Below are 20,345 nucleotides of genomic sequence, written 5' to 3' on the forward strand. Positions count from 1 at the left end.
AAATCATGAGCCAATCCGACCACAGCACCAAGGGTGCCTACGTGGACTCCGGCAAGGAGTTCAAGCGCGACACCCAGTACATTGAAACGCGGATCAGGCGCGACGGCGCGGACGGCTTCCCCGTGGAGCCGGGGCGTTACCGTCTCGTCGCCGCTCGGGCATGCCCCTGGGCTAACAGGGCGATCATCGTTCGCCGGCTCCTGGGACTGGAGGAGGCTATCTCCATGGGTACCCCCGGGCCTACCCATGACAAGCGGTCCTGGACCTTCGACCTCGATCCCGGCGGCAAAGACCCTGTGCTCGGGATCGAACGGCTCCAGGAGGCGTACTTCAAGCGTGATCCGAACTACCCCCGCGGTATCACCGTGCCGGCGATCGTCGACGTGAACAGCGGGGCAGTCGTCACGAACAACTTCCCGCAGATCACGCTCGACTTCTCCACGGAGTGGAAGGAGCACCACCGGGAGGGTGCCCCCGACCTCTACCCGGAGGACCTGCGGGAGGAAATCGACTCCGTCAACAAGCGTGTATTCACGGAGGTCAACAACGGGGTCTACCGCTGCGGTTTCGCGGGCTCGCAGGAAGCGTACAACGACGCCTATGATCGACTCTTCACCGCCCTGGACTGGCTCGAGGAGAGGCTGACCAACCGGCGGTACCTGATGGGTGATTCGATCACAGAAGCGGATGTGCGGCTCTTTACGACGCTGGCACGCTTCGACCCGGTGTACCACGGGCACTTCAAGTGCAACCGGAACAAGCTCACCGAGATGCCGGCGCTGTGGGGGTATGCGCGGGATCTCTTCCAAACCCCCGGCTTCGGCGACACGATCGACTTCGACCAGATCAAGAAGCACTATTACATCGTCCACGAGGACATCAACCCCACACAGATCGTGCCGAAGGGTCCCTCGCTGGAGAACTGGCGCACCGAACACCAGCGCGAACGCCTCGGAGGAAGTCCTTTCGGGCGCGGAACTGCGCCGACCGCGGCGGCGTAACGGGAAATTCTGTACAGCTCCGGCCGGTTCAACAGCGACATGGTCTGGCCGGAGCTGCACCATGATTTGGCAGGATTTCGAAATAGCGAACAGAATCGTTTCCTAATGCTGCCATGCATAGGCTAGCCTTACTTGAGTCCGTCCCGGCGACTGTCCGGCGACTTCAGGTGTTGGCTCAAGGAGGCATGCATGGCACTCGATGCGCCCGCCTCTCCGTTGGACCTGCGGACGCAGCGCGCACCGAAACGTCCCGCCGCTCGAGGTCTGAAACTGGCCGCCGCAATCCTTGTGCTCGTTTTCGCGTGCGGGGCGTCCCTGGCAATCGGAGCCCGCCCCATCGGTGTGGAAACCCTGGTGCAGGCCCTGACCGCACTGGACCCGGCTAACGGGGACCACGCCGTCGTACTCTCGCGCATCCCGCGGACCATCGTCGGCCTGCTCGCCGGAGCCGCCCTCGGCCTGGCCGGAGCCGCCATGCAGGGTGTCGCCCGGAACCCCCTCGCGGATCCGGGAATCCTCGGCATCAATTCCGGTGCGGCACTCGCCGTGGTGATCGGTATCTTCGTCTTCGGCGTCACTAACTTCACCGGGTACATCTGGTTCGCCTTCCTCGGAGCAACCGCCGCCGCGGTGCTGGTCTATGCCGTTGCCAGCCTCGGGCGCGACGGCGCTACTCCCGTGAAGCTCGCACTCGCCGGCGCAGCACTCTCCGCCGGCATGGTCTCGCTGCTGAATGCGGTGCTGGTTTCCAGTCAGCAGACGTTCGATACCTTCAGGTTCTGGCAGGTAGGCTCCGTAGCCGGCCGCGGCTGGGACGTGATCATGCCGGTGCTGCCGTTCCTCGCCTTCGGATTTGCCCTGACCCTGCTCACCGGCAAGGTGCTCAACAGCCTGTCCCTCGGTGATGACCTGGCCCGCGGACTGGGCCAGAACGTCACGCTCGCCCGCGCGCTCACGGCGCTGGGCGTCGTCGTGCTCTGTGGTGCGGCGACAGCAGCTGCCGGCCCCATCGGCTTCATTGGCCTGGTCATTCCGCACGTCGTGCGTGCGTTCACGGGCCCCGACTACCGGTGGATCCTTCCCTTCTCCATGGTGCTCGCGCCGGTCCTGCTGCTGGCCGCCGATATCCTCGGACGCATCATCCTCCCGCCCGGTGAGGTACAGGTCGGCATCCTCACCGCAATCATCGGAGCCCCCGTATTCATCTGGCTGGTGCGGCGCCGCAAGATGGCTGAACTATGAGCCTCGCAGTCCGTCCCACACCCGAGGAGCGCGCCGGTGGTGAGGGCACAGGTCTCCCTCAACGCCACCATCTCCGCACCCGGCGGGCCGTGAAGATCGGCGCGCTGGCCTTCCTTGTGGTCGTGCTCAGCGCTGTCACGCTCCTGCTGGGCCGCTACACCGTGACCATCCCCGACTTCTTCCGCATCGTGGCGGGCGCCGACATCCCGGGGGCCAGCTTCATCGTGATGGAGAACCGGATTCCCCGCGTCCTGATCGGGGTCATGATCGGTGCAGCCTTCGGCGTTGCCGGGGCGGTGTTCCAGACCATGCTCCGCAACCCGCTTGCCAGCCCCGACATTATCGGCATCAGTTACGGCGCCAGCGCGGCTGCCGTTTTCGCGATCGCGTTCCTCGGTGCATCCGGCCTTGTCCTCTCGGGCTTCGCCATGGGCGGTGCCCTGGTGATTGCGCTGGCCATCTACTTCATTTCCCGGCGGGGTTCAGTGGCCGGGTACCGGCTCATCCTGGTCGGCATCGGGTTCGCCGCGGTCCTGCAGTCCGTGGTCAGCTTCCTCCTCACCCGCACCGACATCACCGTTGCAACTGATGCCCTCGCCTGGCTGAACGGTTCGCTCAACTCGAGCAACTGGGAGCGGGTGAGCATACTGTTCGTTGCGCTGGTGGTGCTGGCGCCCGCCGTCGTCGTACTGTCCCGTTCGCTGCGCGGGCTGGAACTGGGCGATGACGCCGCCGCCGGACTTGGCGTGAGCGTCGAACGGTCGCGGCTGGCGCTGATCGTCACCGGAGTGCTCCTCGCCGCGGTCGCGACTGCGGCTGCCGGACCTGTCTCCTTCATCGCTTTCCTCTCCGGCCCGATCGCCAGGCGCTTTCTCGGCGGGTACCGCCCGCTGGTGACTGCGGCGCTGGTCGGAGCGGTCATTGTCCTGGCAGCGGATTTCGTGGGCGCGAACCTGATTCCAGGAGTTTCCCTGCCGGTCGGAGTGATCACGGGCGTCCTCGGCGCCCCATTCCTCCTCTGGCTTCTTGCCACATCCAACCGATCAGGCCAGGGAGGCTGACATGAGGTTGAACGCCAAAGACCTGACGCTCGCATACGACAACCGGCCGGTGGTCGAGGACCTCACGGTTGAACTGCCGGCGGGCAAGGTCACGGTCATCGTCGGGGCGAACGCCTGCGGCAAGTCCACCCTGCTCCGCGGGCTGGCGCGTTTGCTGAAGCCCGCGGCGGGAACAGTGCTGCTGGACGGCAAGGACATCCACTCACTGTCCACCCGCGCGGTGGCGAAAACCCTCGGGCTGCTCCCGCAGACCCCGGTGGCCCCGGACGGAATCGCCGTCGTGGACCTCGTGGGCCGTGGCCGTTACCCCCACCAGGGCTGGTTCCGCCAGTGGAACCACGACGACGACGCGGCCGTTGCCTCCGCCTTGCGGGTCACCGACACGCTGGAACTCGCAGACCGTAACGTCGACGAGCTCTCCGGCGGCCAGCGGCAGCGCGTCTGGATAGCCATGGCGCTGGCGCAGCAGACCGACATCCTGCTCCTGGATGAGCCGACCACCTTCCTCGACGTGGCCCACCAGGTGGAAGTCCTCGACCTCATCACCGATCTGAACCGTACGGCGGGCACCACCGTCGCGATCGTCCTGCATGACCTGAACCTCGCTGCGCGGTACGCGGACCACCTCATCGCCATGAAGGGTGGCCGCATCGTCGCCGAGGGCTCACCGTCGAAGGTGGTTACTGCGGAGACGGTCGCCGATGTCTTCGGTCTTCAATCCCACGTCATCCCGGATCCCGTTTCAGGCACGCCGATGGTAGTGCCGATCGGGCGGCATCACGCCGCTCCCCGCAACGTAAGCGCAAAGACCACACGGGAGGGCATCCCGGGTTTTTTAGCGAACCCGCAGGACGGGCTACCCGCACCGGCAATGGAGGCAGCATCGTGACAGAAGGCAGCACAACGCATCGGGTCCCAAGGACGAGATCGAAGTCAAGGCAAGATGCAGGACAAATTACAACCCCGCGAGCGGCCGGGCGTGCGGGCGCGCTGTCTGCCGTGTCCGCGATCCGCGCGTTCAACGTCGTGGTCAGCCGCGTGGAGCCGGTCAGCCCGAATTTCCGGCGCATTACGTTCGGCGGCGCGTGCCTTTCCGACTTCGGCGTCCAGGGTTCCACCCTGGATCTCCGCATCAAGGTGATGATCCCGCCGGCCGGCGGCGAGTGCGCCGACCTCGGCGCTCTCATGGACGGCGCGGGCAGCGGGTGGTACCAGCAATGGCTTTCCCTCGAGCCCGCCGAACGCGGGCACATGCGTACCTACACGGTCCGCGAATCACGCTGCGACCTGGAAGTTCCCGAGCTCGATGTCGACTTCGTGATGCACTTCGACGCGGACGGGAAGGGCGGCCCCGCCTCGCAGTGGGCCGCATCGGCCGAGCCGGGCGACCGCGTCTGGCTGATCGGGCCGAACATCCATGCCGCAACCTGCTCCACCGCCGGCGCGTACGGCGGCATCGAGTGGCGTCCGGGACTGGCCCAGAACGTTCTGCTCGCGGGCGATGAGACTGCCGTTCCGGCGATCAGCGCCATCCTCGAATCCCTCCCGGAACACATCAGCGGCCATGCATTCCTGGAGGTCCCGGATGCATCGGACTGCCAGGACATCCGGACCCGGTCCGGCGTCGGGATCAGCTGGCTGGTGCGCGGCGGCCGTCCGCACGGCGAACTGCTCGATGCGGCAGTCCGGCAGGCGGTCAGGGTCCCTGGTTGGGTATCCCTGGCGGCGCCCTTCCGCGTGAGCCTGGGCTCGGACACACCCTCAGGACAGGCGCTTGCCGCGGCAGCCTGTGCGGGAGGTCCTGAACGGGCAGCCGGGCCCGAGCCGGAAGATATCGACATCGACAAGAACATCCTCTGGGAGACGCCCCAGTTGCTGGATCCCGCGGCCCTTGATGGCTCGCTGAACCCGGACAAGCCCTCGGGTGCGCTGCCCTTCTACGCCTGGATTGCCGGGGAAGCCGCGGTGGTCCGGGGATTACGCCGTTACCTGGTGCGGGACGTCGGCATAGACCGCAAGCAGGTCGCCTTCATGGGGTACTGGCGCCGGGGTAAAGCCGAACTCGCATAACACGCAGCCATACGATCCTTGGGATTGGCGCATAACGAAATTGTAACTTTCGGCCGGATGCCGTAGCGTTGAATCAGGTCATCCGTATCATCGTGGCCGCCGGACTGTACGCCTAGCCCTGTCACCTGTCCGGTTCCCGTTCATTTCGAAGACAGGGGCGGAGAACCCAATCCTGGGCAGTCGGTCTGCTGCCTTTGGGGTGAAGCCTGCACAGTCCTTGACCCGCCCTGGCGCGGCTATCGAGGTAAGGCCGAGTGACTCTTGCTCGAACCCGACAGCTAACTTCGCCGGCGTCAAGAGAGGCAATCCCTTGTCCCAGCAAGATTCCGTGGGCACCCCTGTGCCTGTTTTGTCCGGTCACCGTTCATCCCCATCAACCGCCGAAAGCCTGACCCGCAGGGACGCGCGCCTTCATGAACGCTCCCAGCGTCGCGTCCGCGTATTCCTTTGCGCTGGTGGAGCCTTGGCTGCGTCAGCGTTTGCATTGACGCTGGCAGGGCCGCCGGCGCTCACCGAAGCAGGGCTGATGAGGGTGAGCGAGACGCAGAGCGTCACTGCGCCTGAGGATGTCGCGGTGGATTTCAGCCGCGAACCGGTTGCACCGTCGTCCGCAAGTGACGTACCGGCTGAGGAGAGCAAAGTTTCGACGCTGTCCGCGGGCGAAATCACTGTCGCGAACGCCGAAGCGCCCAAGAAGCCGGTAGAAAAGCCTGCCGAGGAGCCATCGCTCGGTGCACCGGTGAGCGAAGTTTCGGTGGCTTCCCCTTACGGCAACCGGGTCAACCCGATGACCGGGTACGGCGAGGAAATGCACACAGGTACGGACTTCGCCGGCGCCTGCGGCACGCCGGTACTCGCCGCCGACTCAGGCACCGTGACCGAGTCCGGGTGGCACCCCTATGGCGGGGGCCAGCGCATTGTGATCGACCACGGCGGGGGACTGCAGACCACCTACAACCACCTCGCCTCATTGGGCGTCACCGTTGGTGAGAAAATTGACCGCGCAGACGCTATCGGCGCAGTTGGCACTACTGGCAACTCCACCGGCTGCCATCTGCATTTCGAAGTGCTCGTCGATGGGAAGACAGTCGACCCGAGCGGCCGCCTCTAGCGCCTACGGCACGGGGTTCGTGAGGATCGCCGGGTCCTTCTTGCCGTACGGCATCCGCAGCTTCAGCGAATTCGGCTCAACCCGGAAGGACATGTGAGTGCCCTTGCCGAGGGGGTCGCCGTCGAGCTCGATCTCCAGCGGAGTGTCAGACTCCACCTCAGCGGCCTTGCATTGGTAATACTCCACCGATGGGTCCTTGCCCTTGCCCCGCGCCAGGAGCTTGCCGACGACAGCGAACCACCCGAGCTTGCCGCGCGGCGCGATGGTCATGATGTCCAGCAGTCCGTCGTTGAGCTTGGCGCCCGGGAAGATCTCCAGGCCGCCCATTATCTTTCCGCAGTTGCCGCCCATGACGCTGCGCAGGCGGCGGGTGACCCGCTTGCCGCCGTCGATCGAAATATGAACCTTGGAGGGCTTGCCCGGGAGGTTCCGGATGCCGGCGTCGACGTATGCAAGCCAGCCCACCTTGTCCTTGAGGTCGTCGCGCGTGTCAGCCATCACCGAAGCGTCGAAGCCAAGCCCGGCCATCACCAGGAAAACATGCGCGTCCTGCGCCCGGTCCACGTTCACATGCACCACGTCGATGAACCGTTCGGTGCCACCGAGCGCCGCTTCGACGGCTCCCCGGGGGTCATCGACGTCGATATCGAGGTTCCGCGCGAGCAGGTTGCCTGTGCCCAGCGGCAGCAGGCCGAGTGCCGTCGTCGTGCCTGCCAGTTCCTCCGCCACGCACCGTACGGTGCCGTCACCGCCTGCCGCGATGACGACGTCGACCCCTTCCCTGAGAGCCTCCTGCGCCTGGCCGTGCCCCGGATCGTCCTCGGTGGTCTCGAGGAAGAGGGGTTCCTGCCACCCCTTCTCGAGGCTCAGCTCCGTGACGATTGCGCGGATATCCTCGTCGGTTGGCTTGACCGGGTTGAGGATCAGGGCTGCGCGCTTTGTCCGCGATTCCGACTGCGTTTCGGCCCGCGTTTCAGTCTCGGTGTCCGGCAAGGAAGCCATGCGTATTCTCCTGACGAGAGTGGTTGTAATCGAGCTTAGCGTCTGCCCTCGCCGGGTGTGCGGAGAGTTTTACGGGACTATGCTGGGTGGGCAAAACCAGAAGGAGGAGCCATGACACAGGACCAGTCCAGCGCAGGCGAGGGCAACGGGCCGGAAGAGGACACCGAGGGCAACGCCCTGAGCGGATCTCCCACGTTCCCCAACCCGTCCACGGCCCGTCCGACCGGTGACACCACTGGGTTCAACGGCTCGTACACAGAGACCGAGCATCACACCCAGCACGAATACGACGCCGAGCACCAGCGGAACGAGGGTGACTCCACCCCTGGTTCCGACGGGGAGGACTGACACTCTTGGGTACTGAGTCTCCGGGCACTGAATTCGCCCATCGATATGTCGCCCTTGGCGATTCCTTCACCGAGGGTGTGGGGGATTGGGATCCGCAAAGTCCCAACGGGGTGCGCGGCTGGGCTGACCGCGTCGCCGAGCAGCTGGTCCTCGCCGACCCTTCCTGGGGCTACGCGAATCTGGCCATCCGAGGCCGGAAAATGCGGCAGATCCTCTCCGAACAGGTCGATGCGGCGCTTGCCCTGAAACCGACCCTGGTAACCATCTACGCAGGAGCCAACGACATCCTGCGGCCCTCCATTGATCTGGACGCGCTGCTCGCAGAGTACGACGCCGGCATCGCCCGCCTGCGGAACAGCGGTGCTGCTGTGGTCCTCTTCACCGGGTTCGACTCGTCGAAATCGGCCGTCTTCGGCAAGACGCGCGGGCGCACAGCCATCTACAACGAACTCGTCCGCGAAATCGCGGACCGCCACGATGCCGAGCTGGCCGACTACTGGCGGATGCGGGAGTTCCAGAACTGGGGCTACTGGGACGTCGACCGGATGCATATGTCCGCTGCCGGGCATACGCTCATGGCGGTTCGGGTTCTGGAAGTCCTGAAGTCCGCCCACAGCATCGAACTGCCCGAACTTGAGGCCCGCCCGGCTGCATCGAGGCTTGTGCAACTTCGCAAAGATGCCCTGTGGGCTCGCGACTACCTTGGACCGTGGGTGGGCAGACGGCTACGCAGGCAGTCATCCGGGGACGCGTTCACCGCAAAGTACCCCGAACTGACCCACCCGGTCCGGACACAGCAGACAACGTCCCCGTGAGAGCCGGTCGTCTGCGAGAATGATCGTCATGACTGGCGCGCGGTGGTTGAATCCGGCCGAAAGACAAGCGTGGCTTGCCCTCTATGCAGTAGCTACGATGCTGCCGGGGACGCTGGACGCCAATCTGAACAAGCGTGCCAAGATCACCCTGTTTGACTACCACGTCCTCGCGATGCTCTCGGAGGCCGAGGACCGGACGCTTCCCATGAGTGAGCTCGCCGGCCGGTCAAACGCTTCGCTCTCGCGGTTGAGTCACGTGGTCACCAAGCTGGAGACCCGCGGGTGGGTACAGCGGAGCCAGAGCACCAGGGACCTCCGGGTCACCACCGCTTCCATTACCCCGGACGGCCTCGACAACCTCCAGTCACTCGCCGTCGAGCATGTGGAGCATGTCCGGGAGCTGGTTTTTCAGGGACTCGATGAGCAGGACATCGCCGACCTTGAACGGGTGGGCAAGAAGATCCTGGCCCGGCTTGATGACGGGCACTGGATCCTGAAGCAGTCGCAGCCGGCGGGTTCGGTGTGACCAAGCCGTCCGTGCTGGCGCTGATTCTGGCCGGAGGTACAGGCGGACGGCTCGGTGCGCTCACAGACAGGAAAGCCAAGCCCGTTGTGCCGGTGGGCGGAACGTACCGCCTTATCGATGTCCCGCTCTCGAACCTCCACCACAGCCACATCTCGGATGTCTGGGTGGTGGAGCAGTACCAGCCCAAATCGATCAATGACCATCTGGCCAACGGCCGTCCCTGGGACCTCGACCGCACCAACGGCGGACTGCGGCTGTTGCCGCCTTTCCAAGGGGAGCACGGCGAAGGCTTCGCGGTAGGCAACGCGGACGGCCTGTACCGGCAGGCGGACTTCATCCGTCAGTTCGATCCGGATCTGGTCCTCGTCCTCAGCGCCGACCACCTCTATCAGCTCGACTACCGCGACGTCCTCGAGACCCATCAGGACACCGGTGCGGTACTCACCATGGTGACCAAACAGTTCGACGGCGATGCCTCCCAACACGGTGTCGTGGAGGTGGAAGGCGGCCTGGTGACCGCTTTCGAATACAAGCCCGAAAAACCCCGCACCGATGTGGTGGCGGCGGAGATTTTCCTCTACTCCACCGATGTCCTGCTGGCCACGCTTGAGGAACTGCATGAAAAGGAGGGCGAGCTGGAGGATTACGGGGACCAACTGATCCCGTACCTGGTCGAAAACTGCACCGTCGCAGAGCACCGGCTCGATTCCTATTGGCTGGACCTCGGCACACCGAAGAACTATTACCGCGCGCATATGGACCTCCTGGCAGGGAACGGCCTGGCTTTCGACGATCCCGCATGGCCGATCCTCAGCGCCAGTCCCCGCAGGCTGCCCGCCTTCATCGAGGACACTGCGCGGATCGGGTCCAGTCTTATCTCTCCGGGCGCCCGCATCGCAGGATCCGTCACGCACAGCGTGATAGGACCTGACGCAGTGGTGGAGGAGGGCGCCGTCGTCGAGCATTCAGTGGTGCTTGACCGGGTTCGCGTCCCTGCAGGTACGGTGCTGCGTTGGGCGGTCGTGGACACCGGCGCCCACCTCAGTCCCGGTGAGATCGGCGAAACCGACGTTGTCACGGTCGTTGACGCCAACGGTGAGGCCTCGCATCCTGACGAGTCGAGCGGCAGCTGAGCGCCCCGCGATTGGTCTTAAAGCGGGCCGCCTCCTAGAATGGAAAGGCATCAGGTGGCGGAGCGTGCGCAATTGCTCCGGTTCTCGGAACTTCTTCTCGTCCGAGGTCCGGTAGTTAGGGGCTCAGGTTGCGCAAAAAACGCGAACATCCGACGGCCATTTCGGCCGTCATCACGGTGACGCCCCTGAACGCATTCCATGGCAGGTAGCACTGGCTGTTTCCTGTTTCATTCAATCTTTGGAGGATCGTCATGGCAGCTCACTGCCAAGTGACTGGGGCCGAGCCGGGCTTCGGGCACAGCATCTCGCACTCGCACCGGCGCACCAAGCGCAGGTTTGACCCGAACATTCAGAAGAAGCGCTACTGGGTTCCGTCCCTGCGCCGTAACGTAACGCTGCAGGTATCCGCCCGCGGCATCAAGACCATCGACGTCCGCGGTATCGACGCCGTCGTCGCTGAGATCCAGGCTCGGGGAGTGAAGCTCTAATGGCAAAGGACAAAGACGTACGTCCGATCATCAAGCTGAAGTCCACGGCCGGCACCGGGTACACCTACGTGACCCGCAAGAACCGCCGGAACGACCCGGACCGCATGGTTCTGATGAAGTATGACCCCAAAATTCGCAAGCACGTCGAATTCCGAGAGGAGCGCTAAACATGGCTAAGAAGTCAAAGATTGCTCGTAACGAGCAGCGCAAGGTCATTGTTGAGCGCTACGCGGCCAAGCGCCTCGAGCTCAAGAAGACGCTTGTTGATGAAAACGCAACGGATGAGGCTCGTGAGGCTGCACGCCTCGGCCTGCAGAAGCTGCCCCGCAACGCTTCGCCGGTTCGCCTGCGTAACCGCGACCAGATCGACGGGCGCCCCCGCGGCACCCTCCAGAAGTTCGGTATCTCGCGCGTTCGCTTCCGCGAGATGGCGCACCGCGGCGAGCTGCCCGGCGTGACCAAGTCCAGCTGGTAGATGCCTGCGGCTGAGACACCTCAGTGAACTGAGATCAGGACGGTGACCATGCGGTCGCCGTCCTGATCGTTTTAATGCCACCGGTACGTACCCGGGCCGCTTCCAGCTGGGAAATAGGGCTGAATTCCGCTAAATACCGGGCAAAAACGCGCCAATCTGCGGGACTTTGCGGTTGAAGCTGATAGGTTTTCCTCCAGAAGCTTCGCCAGCACGGTGAGGTTCTGAATAATCCGCACAAGTCCAGGAGGACACACATTGGCTAAGAAAGAGACCAAGAACCGCAGCGAACTGGTGGCCGAGGTAGCAGCAAAGGCTGACACCAGCCAGACTGCCGTGAACAGCGTGCTGGATGCCCTGTTCGACGTTCTCGCTTCCTCCGCCAAGAACGACGTCAAGGTCACCATCCCAGGCTGGCTGGCAGTCGAGCGCACCGAGCGTGCAGCACGCACCGGCCGCAACCCCCAGACGGGCGAGACCATCGAGATTGCAGCAGGCAGCAGCGTCAAGCTCACCGCCGGCTCCAAGCTCAAGGCTGCCGTCAAGTAGGTCAGCTGATTCGGGGACTGCCACCACCTGCGTGGCAGTCCCCGTTTTTGTTAAGCCGGGCACCGGGGCAGGCCCGTGCGGAAGGCCACGTTAGTTGGTCGTTGTTCTACTGCGGGTAGACAATGGAGAGCGTGGCCACAACAACAAACCAGTCGAAGCCCGGCAGCGCGGGTGCCACCGGCCAGGCCCGGGTCAGGCCGGGCTGGCTGATTGCCGCGGGTATCACCGTCCTTGTCGCGGTGGTCCTCGCCCTCGCCTTCTCCGGAGCAGCCGCGCCACGCCAGCTGAGCGACCCCGGCGTCCTCACCCGGTGGGGCCTGCCCGTGTCCAAGGCGGTCCACAACATCTCGGTTGCCGCCGTCATCGGTTCTCTCGTCTTCGCGGTGGTGATCCTGCCGCGGCACGCCCGTTCGCGCAACGGATCCCGCCGCTCCGGCACGGGCACCGCCGACTCGGAGGCGGAAGAGACTCCCGCGTTCTCAAGGGTGATGGCGCTTGCGTCCTGGGCCGCCGTCGCCTGGACCCTCGCCGCCCTCGCCGTCCTTGTACTGACCTACTCCGACGCTGCAGGCCTGCCGCTCAGCGGTGACCCCGCCTACACCCAGGGCCTGGCTTCCTACCTCACCGACTTCGATACCGGCCGGGCATGGCTGTCCACCACGATGATCGCCGCCGTCGTGGCCACCATGACCTTCGGCGCCCGCTCCAGCATGTGGTTGGCCCTCACACTCGTGCTCTCGCTCGGCGGCGTGCTGCCGATGGCACTGATCGGCCACTCCGCGAGCGGCGATGACCACAATGCCGCGGTCAGCTCCATCCTGCTGCACCTGATAGGCGTCTGCCTCTGGGTGGGCGGGATCATTGTGCTCGCGGTGATCAGCGGGAAGCTGGGAACACAGACCACGGCAGTTTTGAAGCGCTTCTCCGCACTCGCAGGCTTCGCATTCGCGCTGGTTTTTCTCTCCGGCATCATCAACGCGAGCCTGCGCATCGGCAGCCTCTCGCAACTGGGCTCCGAGTGGGGCCTGCTGGTGACCTTCAAGGCAATCGCCACGATCCTCCTCGGCGGTATCGGCCTCATGCACCGGCAGTGGATTATTCCCCAGCTGGACATCAACATGTCCGCGCGCCGCGTGCTCTGGCAGCTTATTGCCGTCGAACTCGCCATCATGGGCGCAGTGTCCGGTGTCGCCGTCGGGCTGGCAAGGACAGCACCGCCGCGCTCGGAGGAGCTCCAGCCCGACGCCACCCCCGCACGCATCCTCACCGGATACGAGCTGCCTCCGGAGCCGACGGCGATGCGCTGGCTCACTGAGTGGCGCCCGGACTGGCTGTGGATCGCCTTCACCGTCACTGTCGCGGTCGCCTACATCCTGGGTGTCCTGAAACTGCGCCGCCGCGGTGATTCCTGGCCCGTGCTCCGAACCATCTCCTGGTTTATCGGGCTGATCGCACTGACGTACTTCACATCCGGCGCTCCCGCCGTGTACGGCATGGTGCTGTTCAGTGCGCACATGATCGACCACATGGCACTGACCATGGTGGTCCCGCTGTTCCTGGTGATAGGCGCACCCGTCACCCTCGCACTGAAGGCCCTTACACCCCGCAGGGACGGCAGCCGCGGCATCCGGGAGTGGATCCTCGTGATCGTCCACTCGAAATTCTCGGCACTGGTTACCCACCCGCTGTTTGCGGCCGCGAACTTCGTAGGATCCATCGTGATCTTCTATTACTCGCCCCTGTTCGGTTTCGCCCTGCGGGAGCACGTAGGCCACGAGCTCATGAACCTGCATTTCCTGCTCACCGGGTACATCTTCGTCCTGACCATGATCGGCACCGACCCGATCCCGCGCCGCGCACCGTATCCGCTACGATTGCTGCTCCTCTTTGCCACCATGGCCTTCCACGCGTTCTTCGGCGTCGCGCTGACGGGGGGCACCTCATTGCTGCAGGCGTCCTGGTTCGGAAACATGGGGCGGGAGTGGGGCCCCTCCGCCCTTGAAGACCAGCAGATCGGTGGGGCGGTGACCTGGGGTATCGGGGAAATCCCGACTCTTCTGCTCGCTATCGGCGTCGCCGTGATGTGGTCCCGCAGCGATGCGAGGGAGACTCGGCGCAAGGACCGGGCCGCGGACCGGAATAACGACGCCGAGCTCTCGGCTTATAACAACATGTTCGCCTCGCTGGCGGAACGGGACAGCACCCGGACTCCCGCGGCCCGCGCACCACATGACACTCCCGCAGGACAGCGCACAACCCCAACAGGAGACCCTGAATGACCGAAACCTCGCTCCGCGTCGGCTACCGAGTCCGCGCCTCTGAACTCGTCGGGCGGAACTGGCTAAACACCGGGGGCAGGCAGCTGACGCTTGAGGATCTGCGCGGAAAGATTGTCCTGCTGGATTTCTGGACCTTCTGCTGCATCAACTGCCTGCACGTCCTCGACGAGCTCCGCCCGCTCGAAGCGAAATACTCCGACGTATTCGTCACGGTGGGTGTCCACTCGCCGAAGTTCGAGCATGAGGCTGATCCCGTTGCTCTCGCCGCAGCGGTGGAGCGGTACGAGATTCACCATCCGGTCCTGGACGACCCGGAGCTGGACACCTGGCAGGCGTACACCGCGCGGGCGTGGCCCACTCTCGTGGTCATCGATCCGGAGGGCTACATCGTGGCCCACCTGTCCGGTGAGGGCCATGCCGCCGGACTGGAATCCCTGGTCGAGGAACTGGTCGCCGAACACGAAGCGAAGGGCACACTGCACCGCGGAGACGGTCCCTACGTGCCGGCGGAGCCCACCGCGGGCAACCTTCGCTTTCCTGGCAAAGTGCTCGCCCTGCCTGCCACCAACACGTTCCTCGTGGGCGACAGCGGCCACCACCGGCTGGTGGAGCTGGAATCGGACCTTGAGACGGTGCGGCGCACCATCGGGACGGGCACGCGCGGTTTCGCGGACGGCGGCCCCGACGAAGCCCAGTTCAATGAGCCACAGGGTCTGACGCTCCTTTCGCCCGCGATCGCCCGCCGGGCGGGGTACGACGTCGTCGTTGCCGACACAGTCAACCACCGCCTGCGGGCGGTGTCGCTGGAGAGCGGGATGGTCAGCACCGTTGCCGGCAACGGCGTCCAAAGGCTGCTCGATGCCGGCGATCAGGTCAAGGCCCGGCCGGTTGAGCTTCAGGAGGTCTCCCACGACCTCGGCGGCGACCCTGAGGATATCCCGGAGGATGCCGCGCCGCGACTGGAAGACACCTTCCTCGGTACGGATGCACTCAATATCTCCCTCTCCTCTCCGTGGGACGTCATCTGGTCCAGCACCCTCGAGCGGGTTGTCGTGGCCATGGCCGGAACTCACCAGATCTTCACCTTTGACCCGGTGACCGGCGCCGTGGACATCCTGGCAGGTACGGGGTTGGAAGGACTGCTCGACGGCGATGCCACCGCCGCCTGGTTCGCCCAATCCTCGGGGTTGACCGAGGACGCACGCGGCAACATCTGGGTCGCGGACTCGGAAACCTCCGCGCTGCGCGTGCTGAGCTTCATCACCGTCAACGGCAGGAGCCGCACACAGGTCCAGTCAGCGATCGGCACCGGTTTATTCGATTTCGGGTTCCGCGACGGAGACGCCGAACAGTCACGCCTCCAGCACCCGCTCGGCGTCACGGCCCTGCCGGACGGATCGCTCGCTATCGCGGACACCTACAACGGCGCCGTCCGCCGGTATGACCCGGCCACACGGCAGGTTTCCACCCTTATCCGCGGTCTCGCTGAGCCGTCCGACGTGCTCGTTGATCAGGCGCCTGTGGAGTCCGGCGGCGAACCGTTGCTCGTCGTCGTCGAATCGAACAAGCACCAGCTGGTGCGGGTCCCGATCCCCAAGCACGCGCTGGCGGTGGATGAGGGCGCGTCCCAGACGCAGCGCCCCAAGACCGCCGTAGCGGCCGGGGAGTTTGGTGTAACGGTGCGGTTCAGCGCGCCCAAGGGCCAGAAGCTGGACGACCGGTGGGGTGACCCGACGCAGCTCAAGATCTCCTCCTCGCCGGAGTCCCTCCTGGTATCGGGTGCAGGCACCGGCGTCGGCCTTCAGAGGCAGCTCGTACTGTCGGATGAAGTGGCTGAAGGCGTCCTGCACATCACGGCGCGCGCTGCCGCCTGTGACGGTGAGCCCGGCGGAGAGATCCCGGACCATGCCGCGTGCCACCTGTACCAGCAGGACTGGGGCATCCCGGTGACCCTCAATGCCGACGGCGAAACGGAACTGACGCTCGACCTGCGCGGCCTCGACTAACCGGGCTTAGTACTCCACCACGGGGGTCACCGAGATGCCCTCGTCGGTGACGGCGAGGCGGGCGGTGAACCCGAACTCCTGTGGGACGCTGACCGGTTCGATGATGCCCGTGAACAGGTCCTGAAGCTCGGTTTCCAGCAGGACGGTGCCGGTGAGCGGGGAAATCACCCAGTCGCCGTTGAACGGTTCTATGCGGACGTCCGGGTACTCCGTGATGGACCAGGTGATCGGGCCCGCCACCCGACTGCCGGTCTCGAAGCCGAACGGGCAGTTGGCCGGCTGAAACACCTTCTGCTCGGCGCACGAGTCGAGGAACGTCTTCAGTTGCGCGGTGACAGCTTCAGTCAGGGCCGGAGTTGCGGCGGTGGCAAGGTTCAGGCTGGCCGGAGCCTGCTGACGGTCCGTGATGGCAACAGTCTGGGCGGGCGCGGCAAAGTACTCGCTCGTGTAGTGGGCCTCAACCTCCGCGGGGTAGAAAACGGCGAACTGGTTGCGTCCTTCGGGCATGAGCACCCGGGTGCCGTTCAGCGTCGCTTCTCTCTGATTGATCACCGACACCTCAAGCGTGGGAAGGGTCGAGGGAACAAACTCCCACCGGTTGAAGAAAAACCACTCCGTCCCCGTCTTTTCCAGTAAGAACGCCGTTGCGTGCTCGGATTCGTCGATGGTGTACGTGACGCCCACCTCCACCCGGTTCTCGCCCGACGGCTCCGGCGAACCGACCGAGACGTTTTCCACGCCCTGCGCTGCACGCTGCAGGGCGGGGCCGTCGAGGAGCGCGGCATTGGCGTCCGGAACAGTGGCGTTCAGCAGCCCCAGCGCCCTTTCTCCCTCGCCCTGGCGAAGCGCTTCAAGGTAGCCTTCCACCTGCTCGTGAGGACCGAATACGTGCGTGTTGACCAGCATCACCGTTGCAATTGCCGCCACGACCGCGAGCATGAGTCCAAGCAGCCAGGCGGCGAGGACTCGGATCAGGCGGGACGAATGCACTCTCTTACGTTACCCAATGGTGCTCCCAGACCTGCCAACGACGGCGGCGCTACCGAAGCGTTCCGACATGTACGCGTTGGTCCCAGCCGCCGTCAGCGAGTGGCGGCGTGGCTACCTCCGCCGCCGTCGCTGTGCCTGCCGCTTACCCTTTCATGGTCGCCGCCGCGGTCGCCGTTCCCGTTCATTGCGCGATCGGCCTCATGCGCGCTGGCGAGCTCCTCAGCGCGCTCCTCGTTGGCCTCGGCAGTGAGGGCTGCTCCGGCCTCGGCATCGCGGGTAAGGTTCTCGCCGGTCTCCGGGTCGAACAAATGAAGCTTCCGGGTATCCACCCAGATTTCTGACTCGCGCCCGCCGCGGATGCGGCTCGCCGCGTCAAGTGTGACCACAACCTGGGGCCGCAACTCATCGGCGTCCATATCCCGGGCGAGGTTGTTGAGAAGCTCGCGCACCTCCGGGGCCGGATCGAAGTTGATGTAGCCGTACTGTTCGTTTCCGAGCCACTCGGTGTGGGTCAGCGTGGCCCTGAACGTTGAGCCGTGCGGCTTCTTGGCATCATCGACCAGCTTGGCGTCTTCGAAGAACTCCGGGCGTACACCCACGAGGACGACCTTCCGGCCCGCCGCCTTCGCAGCTTTGTCAGCGGGTACGTCGAGCGCCCCAAGGGATGTCTGAAGCTTTCCGTTTTCGATGGTCGCCGGCAGGAAGTTCATCGACGGGGAGCCGATGAAGCCTGCAACGAAAAGGTTCACAGGCTGCTCGTAGAGCTCCCGGGGCGAGGCGATCTGCTGCAGTTCGCCCTTCTTCAGAACCGCCACCCGGTCACCGAGAGTCATGGCTTCTGTCTGGTCGTGCGTGACGTAAACAGAGGTGGTTCCGAGGCGCCGCTGCATTTGGGAGATTTCCGAGCGCATCTGTCCGCGCAGCTTCGCATCAAGGTTCGATAGCGGCTCATCGAACAGGAATGCGTCAGCCTGGCGGACGATCGCCCGGCCCATGGCAACCCGCTGCCGCTGGCCACCCGAAAGATTCGCCGGCTTACGCTGCAGGTGGTCGGTCAGCTCCAGGGTCGCGGCCGCCCCCGTCACCAGGCGCTGCACCTCCTCCTCGCTGTGCTTGCCCTTGGCGAGGCGCAGCGGGAAGGCAATGTTCTCGAACACGGTCAGGTGCGGATAGAGCGCGTAGTTCTGGAACACCATTGCGAGGTTCCTGTCGCGCGGTGCCTTCGAGTTCACACGCTCTTCATTGATATAGAGATCGCCGGACGTAATGTCCTCGAGCCCTACGATCATGCGCAGCAGAGTCGACTTGCCGCAGCCTGAGGGTCCCACCAGGATGATGAACTCGCCATCCTCGATATCGATGCTGATGTCGTTGACGGCGGGGAACCCGTCCCCATACTTTTTGACGAGGTTCTTCAGCGTTATAGAAGCCATGTTCTGGATCCTCTTCTTTCGGTTCTCAACCCTTGACTGCGCCTTGGGTCAGGCCTGAAACGATCTGCCGCTGGAACAGCAACACCAGCAGCACAACCGGAATGGTCACAATGATTGCCGCCGCCGAGATGGCGCCGGTGGGGGACTCGAACTGTGAAGCCCCGGTGAAGAACGCAAGTGCCGCGGGTACAGGCCGCGCCGCTTCCGTCGACGTCAGCGAGATGCCGTACACGAAGTCGTTCCACGCGATGAAGAAGGCGATGATCGCCGTCGTGAATACACCGGGTGCAGCCAGCGGCACGATTGCCTTGCGGAACGCCTGCCAGGTTGTGGCGCCGTCCACCTGCGCGGCCTGCTCGAGCTCCCAGGGGATCTGACGGAAGAACGCCGCCAGTGTCCAGATCGAAATAGGGAGGGTGAGCGACAGGTACGGGATGATGAGGCCAAGCCAGGTGTCATACAGACCGATGTTCCGCCACAGGTTGAACAGCGGGGTCACGATCGAGATGACCGGGAAGATCGACACTGCCAGCGCCGTCGTCAGGATGACTTTCTTGCCGGGAAAGTCGAGTCTGGCGATAGCGTAGGCGCACAGCGTGGCAAGTATGACCGCGATGAAGGTCGCTATCAGGGAGATTCCGATCGAGTTCCACAGGGCGGAGAGGAACAGACCCTGCGCGTCACCGACAAGGATCTGCTCATAATTAGCGAGCGTCGCCAGGCCGGGGGAGGGCAGGAAACTTCCGCTGGTCAGGTCTCCCGGAGTCTTGAATGAGGTGGCGAGGATGGACGCAACCGGAAACAGCGCATATACGAGGACGAAGATCCCGATGATCGTCCAGACGATTTTCTCGCGGCCACTCGACTTCATCGCTTTCCTCCTGTTGATCCGGCGAGGTCAACCTTGAACACCTTGATCGCTATGAAGCTGATCAAAAGGACACACGCGAAGAGGAGAACCGAAACCGCGGACCCGAGGCCGATCTCCAGTCTGCTGATGGACGTTCGATAGGCGAGGAGTGAGAGCACTTCCGTGCCGTACTGCCCATTGGTCATGATGAAGACGTTGTCGAAGATCCGGAAGGCGTCCAATGCCCGGAACAGGACCGCAACCATGATGGCCGCCTTCATGTTCGGGATGATGACCTTGCGCATCTGTTCCCACCAGGTAGCTCCGTCGACCTTGGCGGCTTCCGTCAGTTCGTCCGGAACCTGCGCCAGTCCGGCAAGGAGAAGGAGCGAGATGAACGGAGTGGTCTTCCAGATTTCCGAAGCCATGATGACTGGCAGCGCCGTGCTCGCCTGCGCGAACCAGTTCAGGTCCTGATCGATCCCCGGCACCCAGTTGAACCACGAATTGACGTAACCGGAACTGATGTCGAACGCGTAGAACCAGGCGTACGCCGAGACCACGGTAATGATGCCGTAGGGCACCAGGATGGCCGTGCGTAGCCAGCCCCGAACGGCTTTGAGCGCCCGATGCATCACCAGCGCGAGAGCGAAACCGAGGACCAGTTCAACGGCGACCGTTACGACGGTAATCAGGAGAGTCACGAGGAGGTCGCGCCACCAGACCGGGTCGCTGAGCACGGTCATGTAATTCTGGAAGAGGATGAACTGACGCTCGTCCGGTGCCGTCAGCCGGAAGGCGAAGAGGGAATCGAAAAACGCCTGGATGATGGGATAGAGGGTGACCGCGAGCATGATGATGAAGGCGGGTCCCGCGAGCATCCAGCCGAGCCGACGCTCAGCCTTCGCCCTGTCACTGTAATCATTGTTGCGCCCGTTGGTCTTCATGGCCTCCGGGTTTTTGGTGATA

21 protein-coding genes and 1 riboswitch are annotated in these 20,345 nt (G+C 64.3%); of the genes, 16 read left to right on the forward strand and 5 right to left on the reverse strand.

Going from position 1 to position 20,345, the window contains the following annotated elements; genetic code table 11:
- Positions 1–5 precede the first annotated feature (5 nt).
- The 6 genes from AC5RTB_RS04575 (at position 6) to AC5RTB_RS04600 (ending at position 6,485) form a co-directional block, all read left to right on the forward strand.
- Complete coding sequence (locus AC5RTB_RS04575; protein ID WP_494059906.1) at positions 6–1,001, forward strand: glutathione S-transferase family protein; 996 nt, start codon at positions 6–8, stop codon at positions 999–1,001.
- A gap of 189 nt (positions 1,002–1,190) precedes the next feature.
- A complete protein-coding gene (locus AC5RTB_RS04580) occupies positions 1,191–2,243 on the forward strand; it encodes a FecCD family ABC transporter permease (protein ID WP_494059907.1) in 1,053 nt (350 codons plus the stop codon).
- Complete coding sequence (locus AC5RTB_RS04585; RefSeq protein WP_494059908.1) at positions 2,240–3,304, forward strand: FecCD family ABC transporter permease; 1,065 nt, start codon at positions 2,240–2,242, stop codon at positions 3,302–3,304. The genes AC5RTB_RS04580 and AC5RTB_RS04585 overlap by 4 nt, the downstream gene beginning before the upstream one ends.
- Position 3,305: 1 nt before the next feature.
- A complete protein-coding gene (locus AC5RTB_RS04590) occupies positions 3,306–4,193 on the forward strand; it encodes an ABC transporter ATP-binding protein (RefSeq protein ID WP_494059909.1) in 888 nt (295 codons plus the stop codon).
- Positions 4,194–4,303: 110 nt separating this feature from the next.
- Positions 4,304–5,374 carry a siderophore-interacting protein gene (locus tag AC5RTB_RS04595; protein ID WP_494059910.1) on the forward strand — a complete coding sequence of 357 codons (1,071 nt, stop codon included), beginning with the start codon at positions 4,304–4,306 and terminating at the stop codon, positions 5,372–5,374.
- Between the two features lie 127 nt (positions 5,375–5,501).
- Positions 5,502–5,681: riboswitch (cyclic di-AMP (ydaO/yuaA leader) on the forward strand.
- Between the two features lie 156 nt (positions 5,682–5,837).
- Complete coding sequence (locus AC5RTB_RS04600; RefSeq protein WP_494059911.1) at positions 5,838–6,485, forward strand: M23 family metallopeptidase; 648 nt, start codon at positions 5,838–5,840, stop codon at positions 6,483–6,485.
- A 3-nt stretch (positions 6,486–6,488) separates the two neighbouring features.
- On the opposite strand, the gene AC5RTB_RS04605 is transcribed toward AC5RTB_RS04600, so the two are convergent.
- Complete coding sequence (locus AC5RTB_RS04605; protein WP_494059912.1) at positions 6,489–7,487, reverse strand: diacylglycerol/lipid kinase family protein; 999 nt, start codon at positions 7,485–7,487, stop codon at positions 6,489–6,491.
- Between the two features lie 111 nt (positions 7,488–7,598).
- Here AC5RTB_RS04605 and AC5RTB_RS04610 point away from each other — a divergent pair, with 111 nt between their 5' ends.
- From AC5RTB_RS04610 to AC5RTB_RS04655, 10 genes are all read left to right on the forward strand, one after another.
- On the forward strand, positions 7,599–7,835 hold the full coding sequence (locus AC5RTB_RS04610; RefSeq protein WP_494059913.1) for a hypothetical protein: 237 nt from the start codon (positions 7,599–7,601) through the stop codon (positions 7,833–7,835).
- Positions 7,836–7,840: 5 nt separating this feature from the next.
- On the forward strand, positions 7,841–8,650 hold the full coding sequence (locus tag AC5RTB_RS04615) for an SGNH/GDSL hydrolase family protein (RefSeq protein WP_494059914.1): 810 nt from the start codon (positions 7,841–7,843) through the stop codon (positions 8,648–8,650).
- A gap of 28 nt (positions 8,651–8,678) precedes the next feature.
- On the forward strand, positions 8,679–9,176 hold the full coding sequence (locus tag AC5RTB_RS04620) for a MarR family winged helix-turn-helix transcriptional regulator (protein ID WP_494059915.1): 498 nt from the start codon (positions 8,679–8,681) through the stop codon (positions 9,174–9,176).
- The gene (locus AC5RTB_RS04625; protein ID WP_494059916.1) at positions 9,173–10,309 is read left to right on the forward strand and encodes a glucose-1-phosphate adenylyltransferase family protein; all 1,137 of its coding nucleotides are present in this window, start codon (positions 9,173–9,175) and stop codon (positions 10,307–10,309) included. Before AC5RTB_RS04620 ends, AC5RTB_RS04625 begins: the two co-directional genes overlap by 4 nt.
- Positions 10,310–10,560: 251 nt before the next feature.
- The gene (gene rpmB, locus AC5RTB_RS04630) at positions 10,561–10,797 is read left to right on the forward strand and encodes a 50S ribosomal protein L28 (RefSeq protein ID WP_026545364.1); all 237 of its coding nucleotides are present in this window, start codon (positions 10,561–10,563) and stop codon (positions 10,795–10,797) included.
- Positions 10,797–10,964 carry a 50S ribosomal protein L33 gene (gene rpmG / locus AC5RTB_RS04635; protein ID WP_019481734.1) on the forward strand — a complete coding sequence of 56 codons (168 nt, stop codon included), beginning with the start codon at positions 10,797–10,799 and terminating at the stop codon, positions 10,962–10,964. Before rpmB ends, rpmG begins: the two co-directional genes overlap by 1 nt.
- Before the next feature lie 2 nt (positions 10,965–10,966).
- A complete protein-coding gene (rpsN, locus tag AC5RTB_RS04640; RefSeq protein WP_309072093.1) occupies positions 10,967–11,272 on the forward strand; it encodes a 30S ribosomal protein S14 in 306 nt (101 codons plus the stop codon).
- A gap of 255 nt (positions 11,273–11,527) precedes the next feature.
- The gene (locus AC5RTB_RS04645) at positions 11,528–11,818 is read left to right on the forward strand and encodes an HU family DNA-binding protein (RefSeq protein ID WP_056544463.1); all 291 of its coding nucleotides are present in this window, start codon (positions 11,528–11,530) and stop codon (positions 11,816–11,818) included.
- Positions 11,819–11,940: 122 nt separating this feature from the next.
- The gene (locus AC5RTB_RS04650) at positions 11,941–14,097 is read left to right on the forward strand and encodes a bifunctional copper resistance protein CopD/cytochrome c oxidase assembly protein (RefSeq protein ID WP_494059917.1); all 2,157 of its coding nucleotides are present in this window, start codon (positions 11,941–11,943) and stop codon (positions 14,095–14,097) included.
- On the forward strand, positions 14,094–16,103 hold the full coding sequence (locus AC5RTB_RS04655) for an NHL domain-containing thioredoxin family protein (RefSeq protein ID WP_494059918.1): 2,010 nt from the start codon (positions 14,094–14,096) through the stop codon (positions 16,101–16,103). Before AC5RTB_RS04650 ends, AC5RTB_RS04655 begins: the two co-directional genes overlap by 4 nt.
- 6 nt (positions 16,104–16,109) lie before the next feature.
- Here the strand turns inward: AC5RTB_RS04655 and AC5RTB_RS04660 are convergent, their stop codons facing one another.
- The 4 genes from AC5RTB_RS04660 to AC5RTB_RS04675 form a co-directional block, all read right to left on the reverse strand.
- Positions 16,110–17,093, reverse strand: coding sequence for a hypothetical protein (locus AC5RTB_RS04660; RefSeq protein WP_494059919.1), 984 nt, complete (start codon positions 17,091–17,093; stop codon positions 16,110–16,112).
- Positions 17,094–17,185: 92 nt separating this feature from the next.
- Complete coding sequence (locus AC5RTB_RS04665; protein WP_494059920.1) at positions 17,186–18,526, reverse strand: ABC transporter ATP-binding protein; 1,341 nt, start codon at positions 18,524–18,526, stop codon at positions 17,186–17,188.
- Between the two features lie 25 nt (positions 18,527–18,551).
- Positions 18,552–19,397, reverse strand: coding sequence for a carbohydrate ABC transporter permease (locus AC5RTB_RS04670; RefSeq protein WP_494059921.1), 846 nt, complete (start codon positions 19,395–19,397; stop codon positions 18,552–18,554).
- The gene (locus AC5RTB_RS04675; RefSeq protein ID WP_494060401.1) at positions 19,394–20,323 is read right to left on the reverse strand and encodes a carbohydrate ABC transporter permease; all 930 of its coding nucleotides are present in this window, start codon (positions 20,321–20,323) and stop codon (positions 19,394–19,396) included. Before AC5RTB_RS04675 ends, AC5RTB_RS04670 begins: the two co-directional genes overlap by 4 nt.
- Positions 20,324–20,345: the final 22 nt, after the last annotated feature.

Source organism: Arthrobacter sp. M71 S08 (assembly GCF_059089725.1).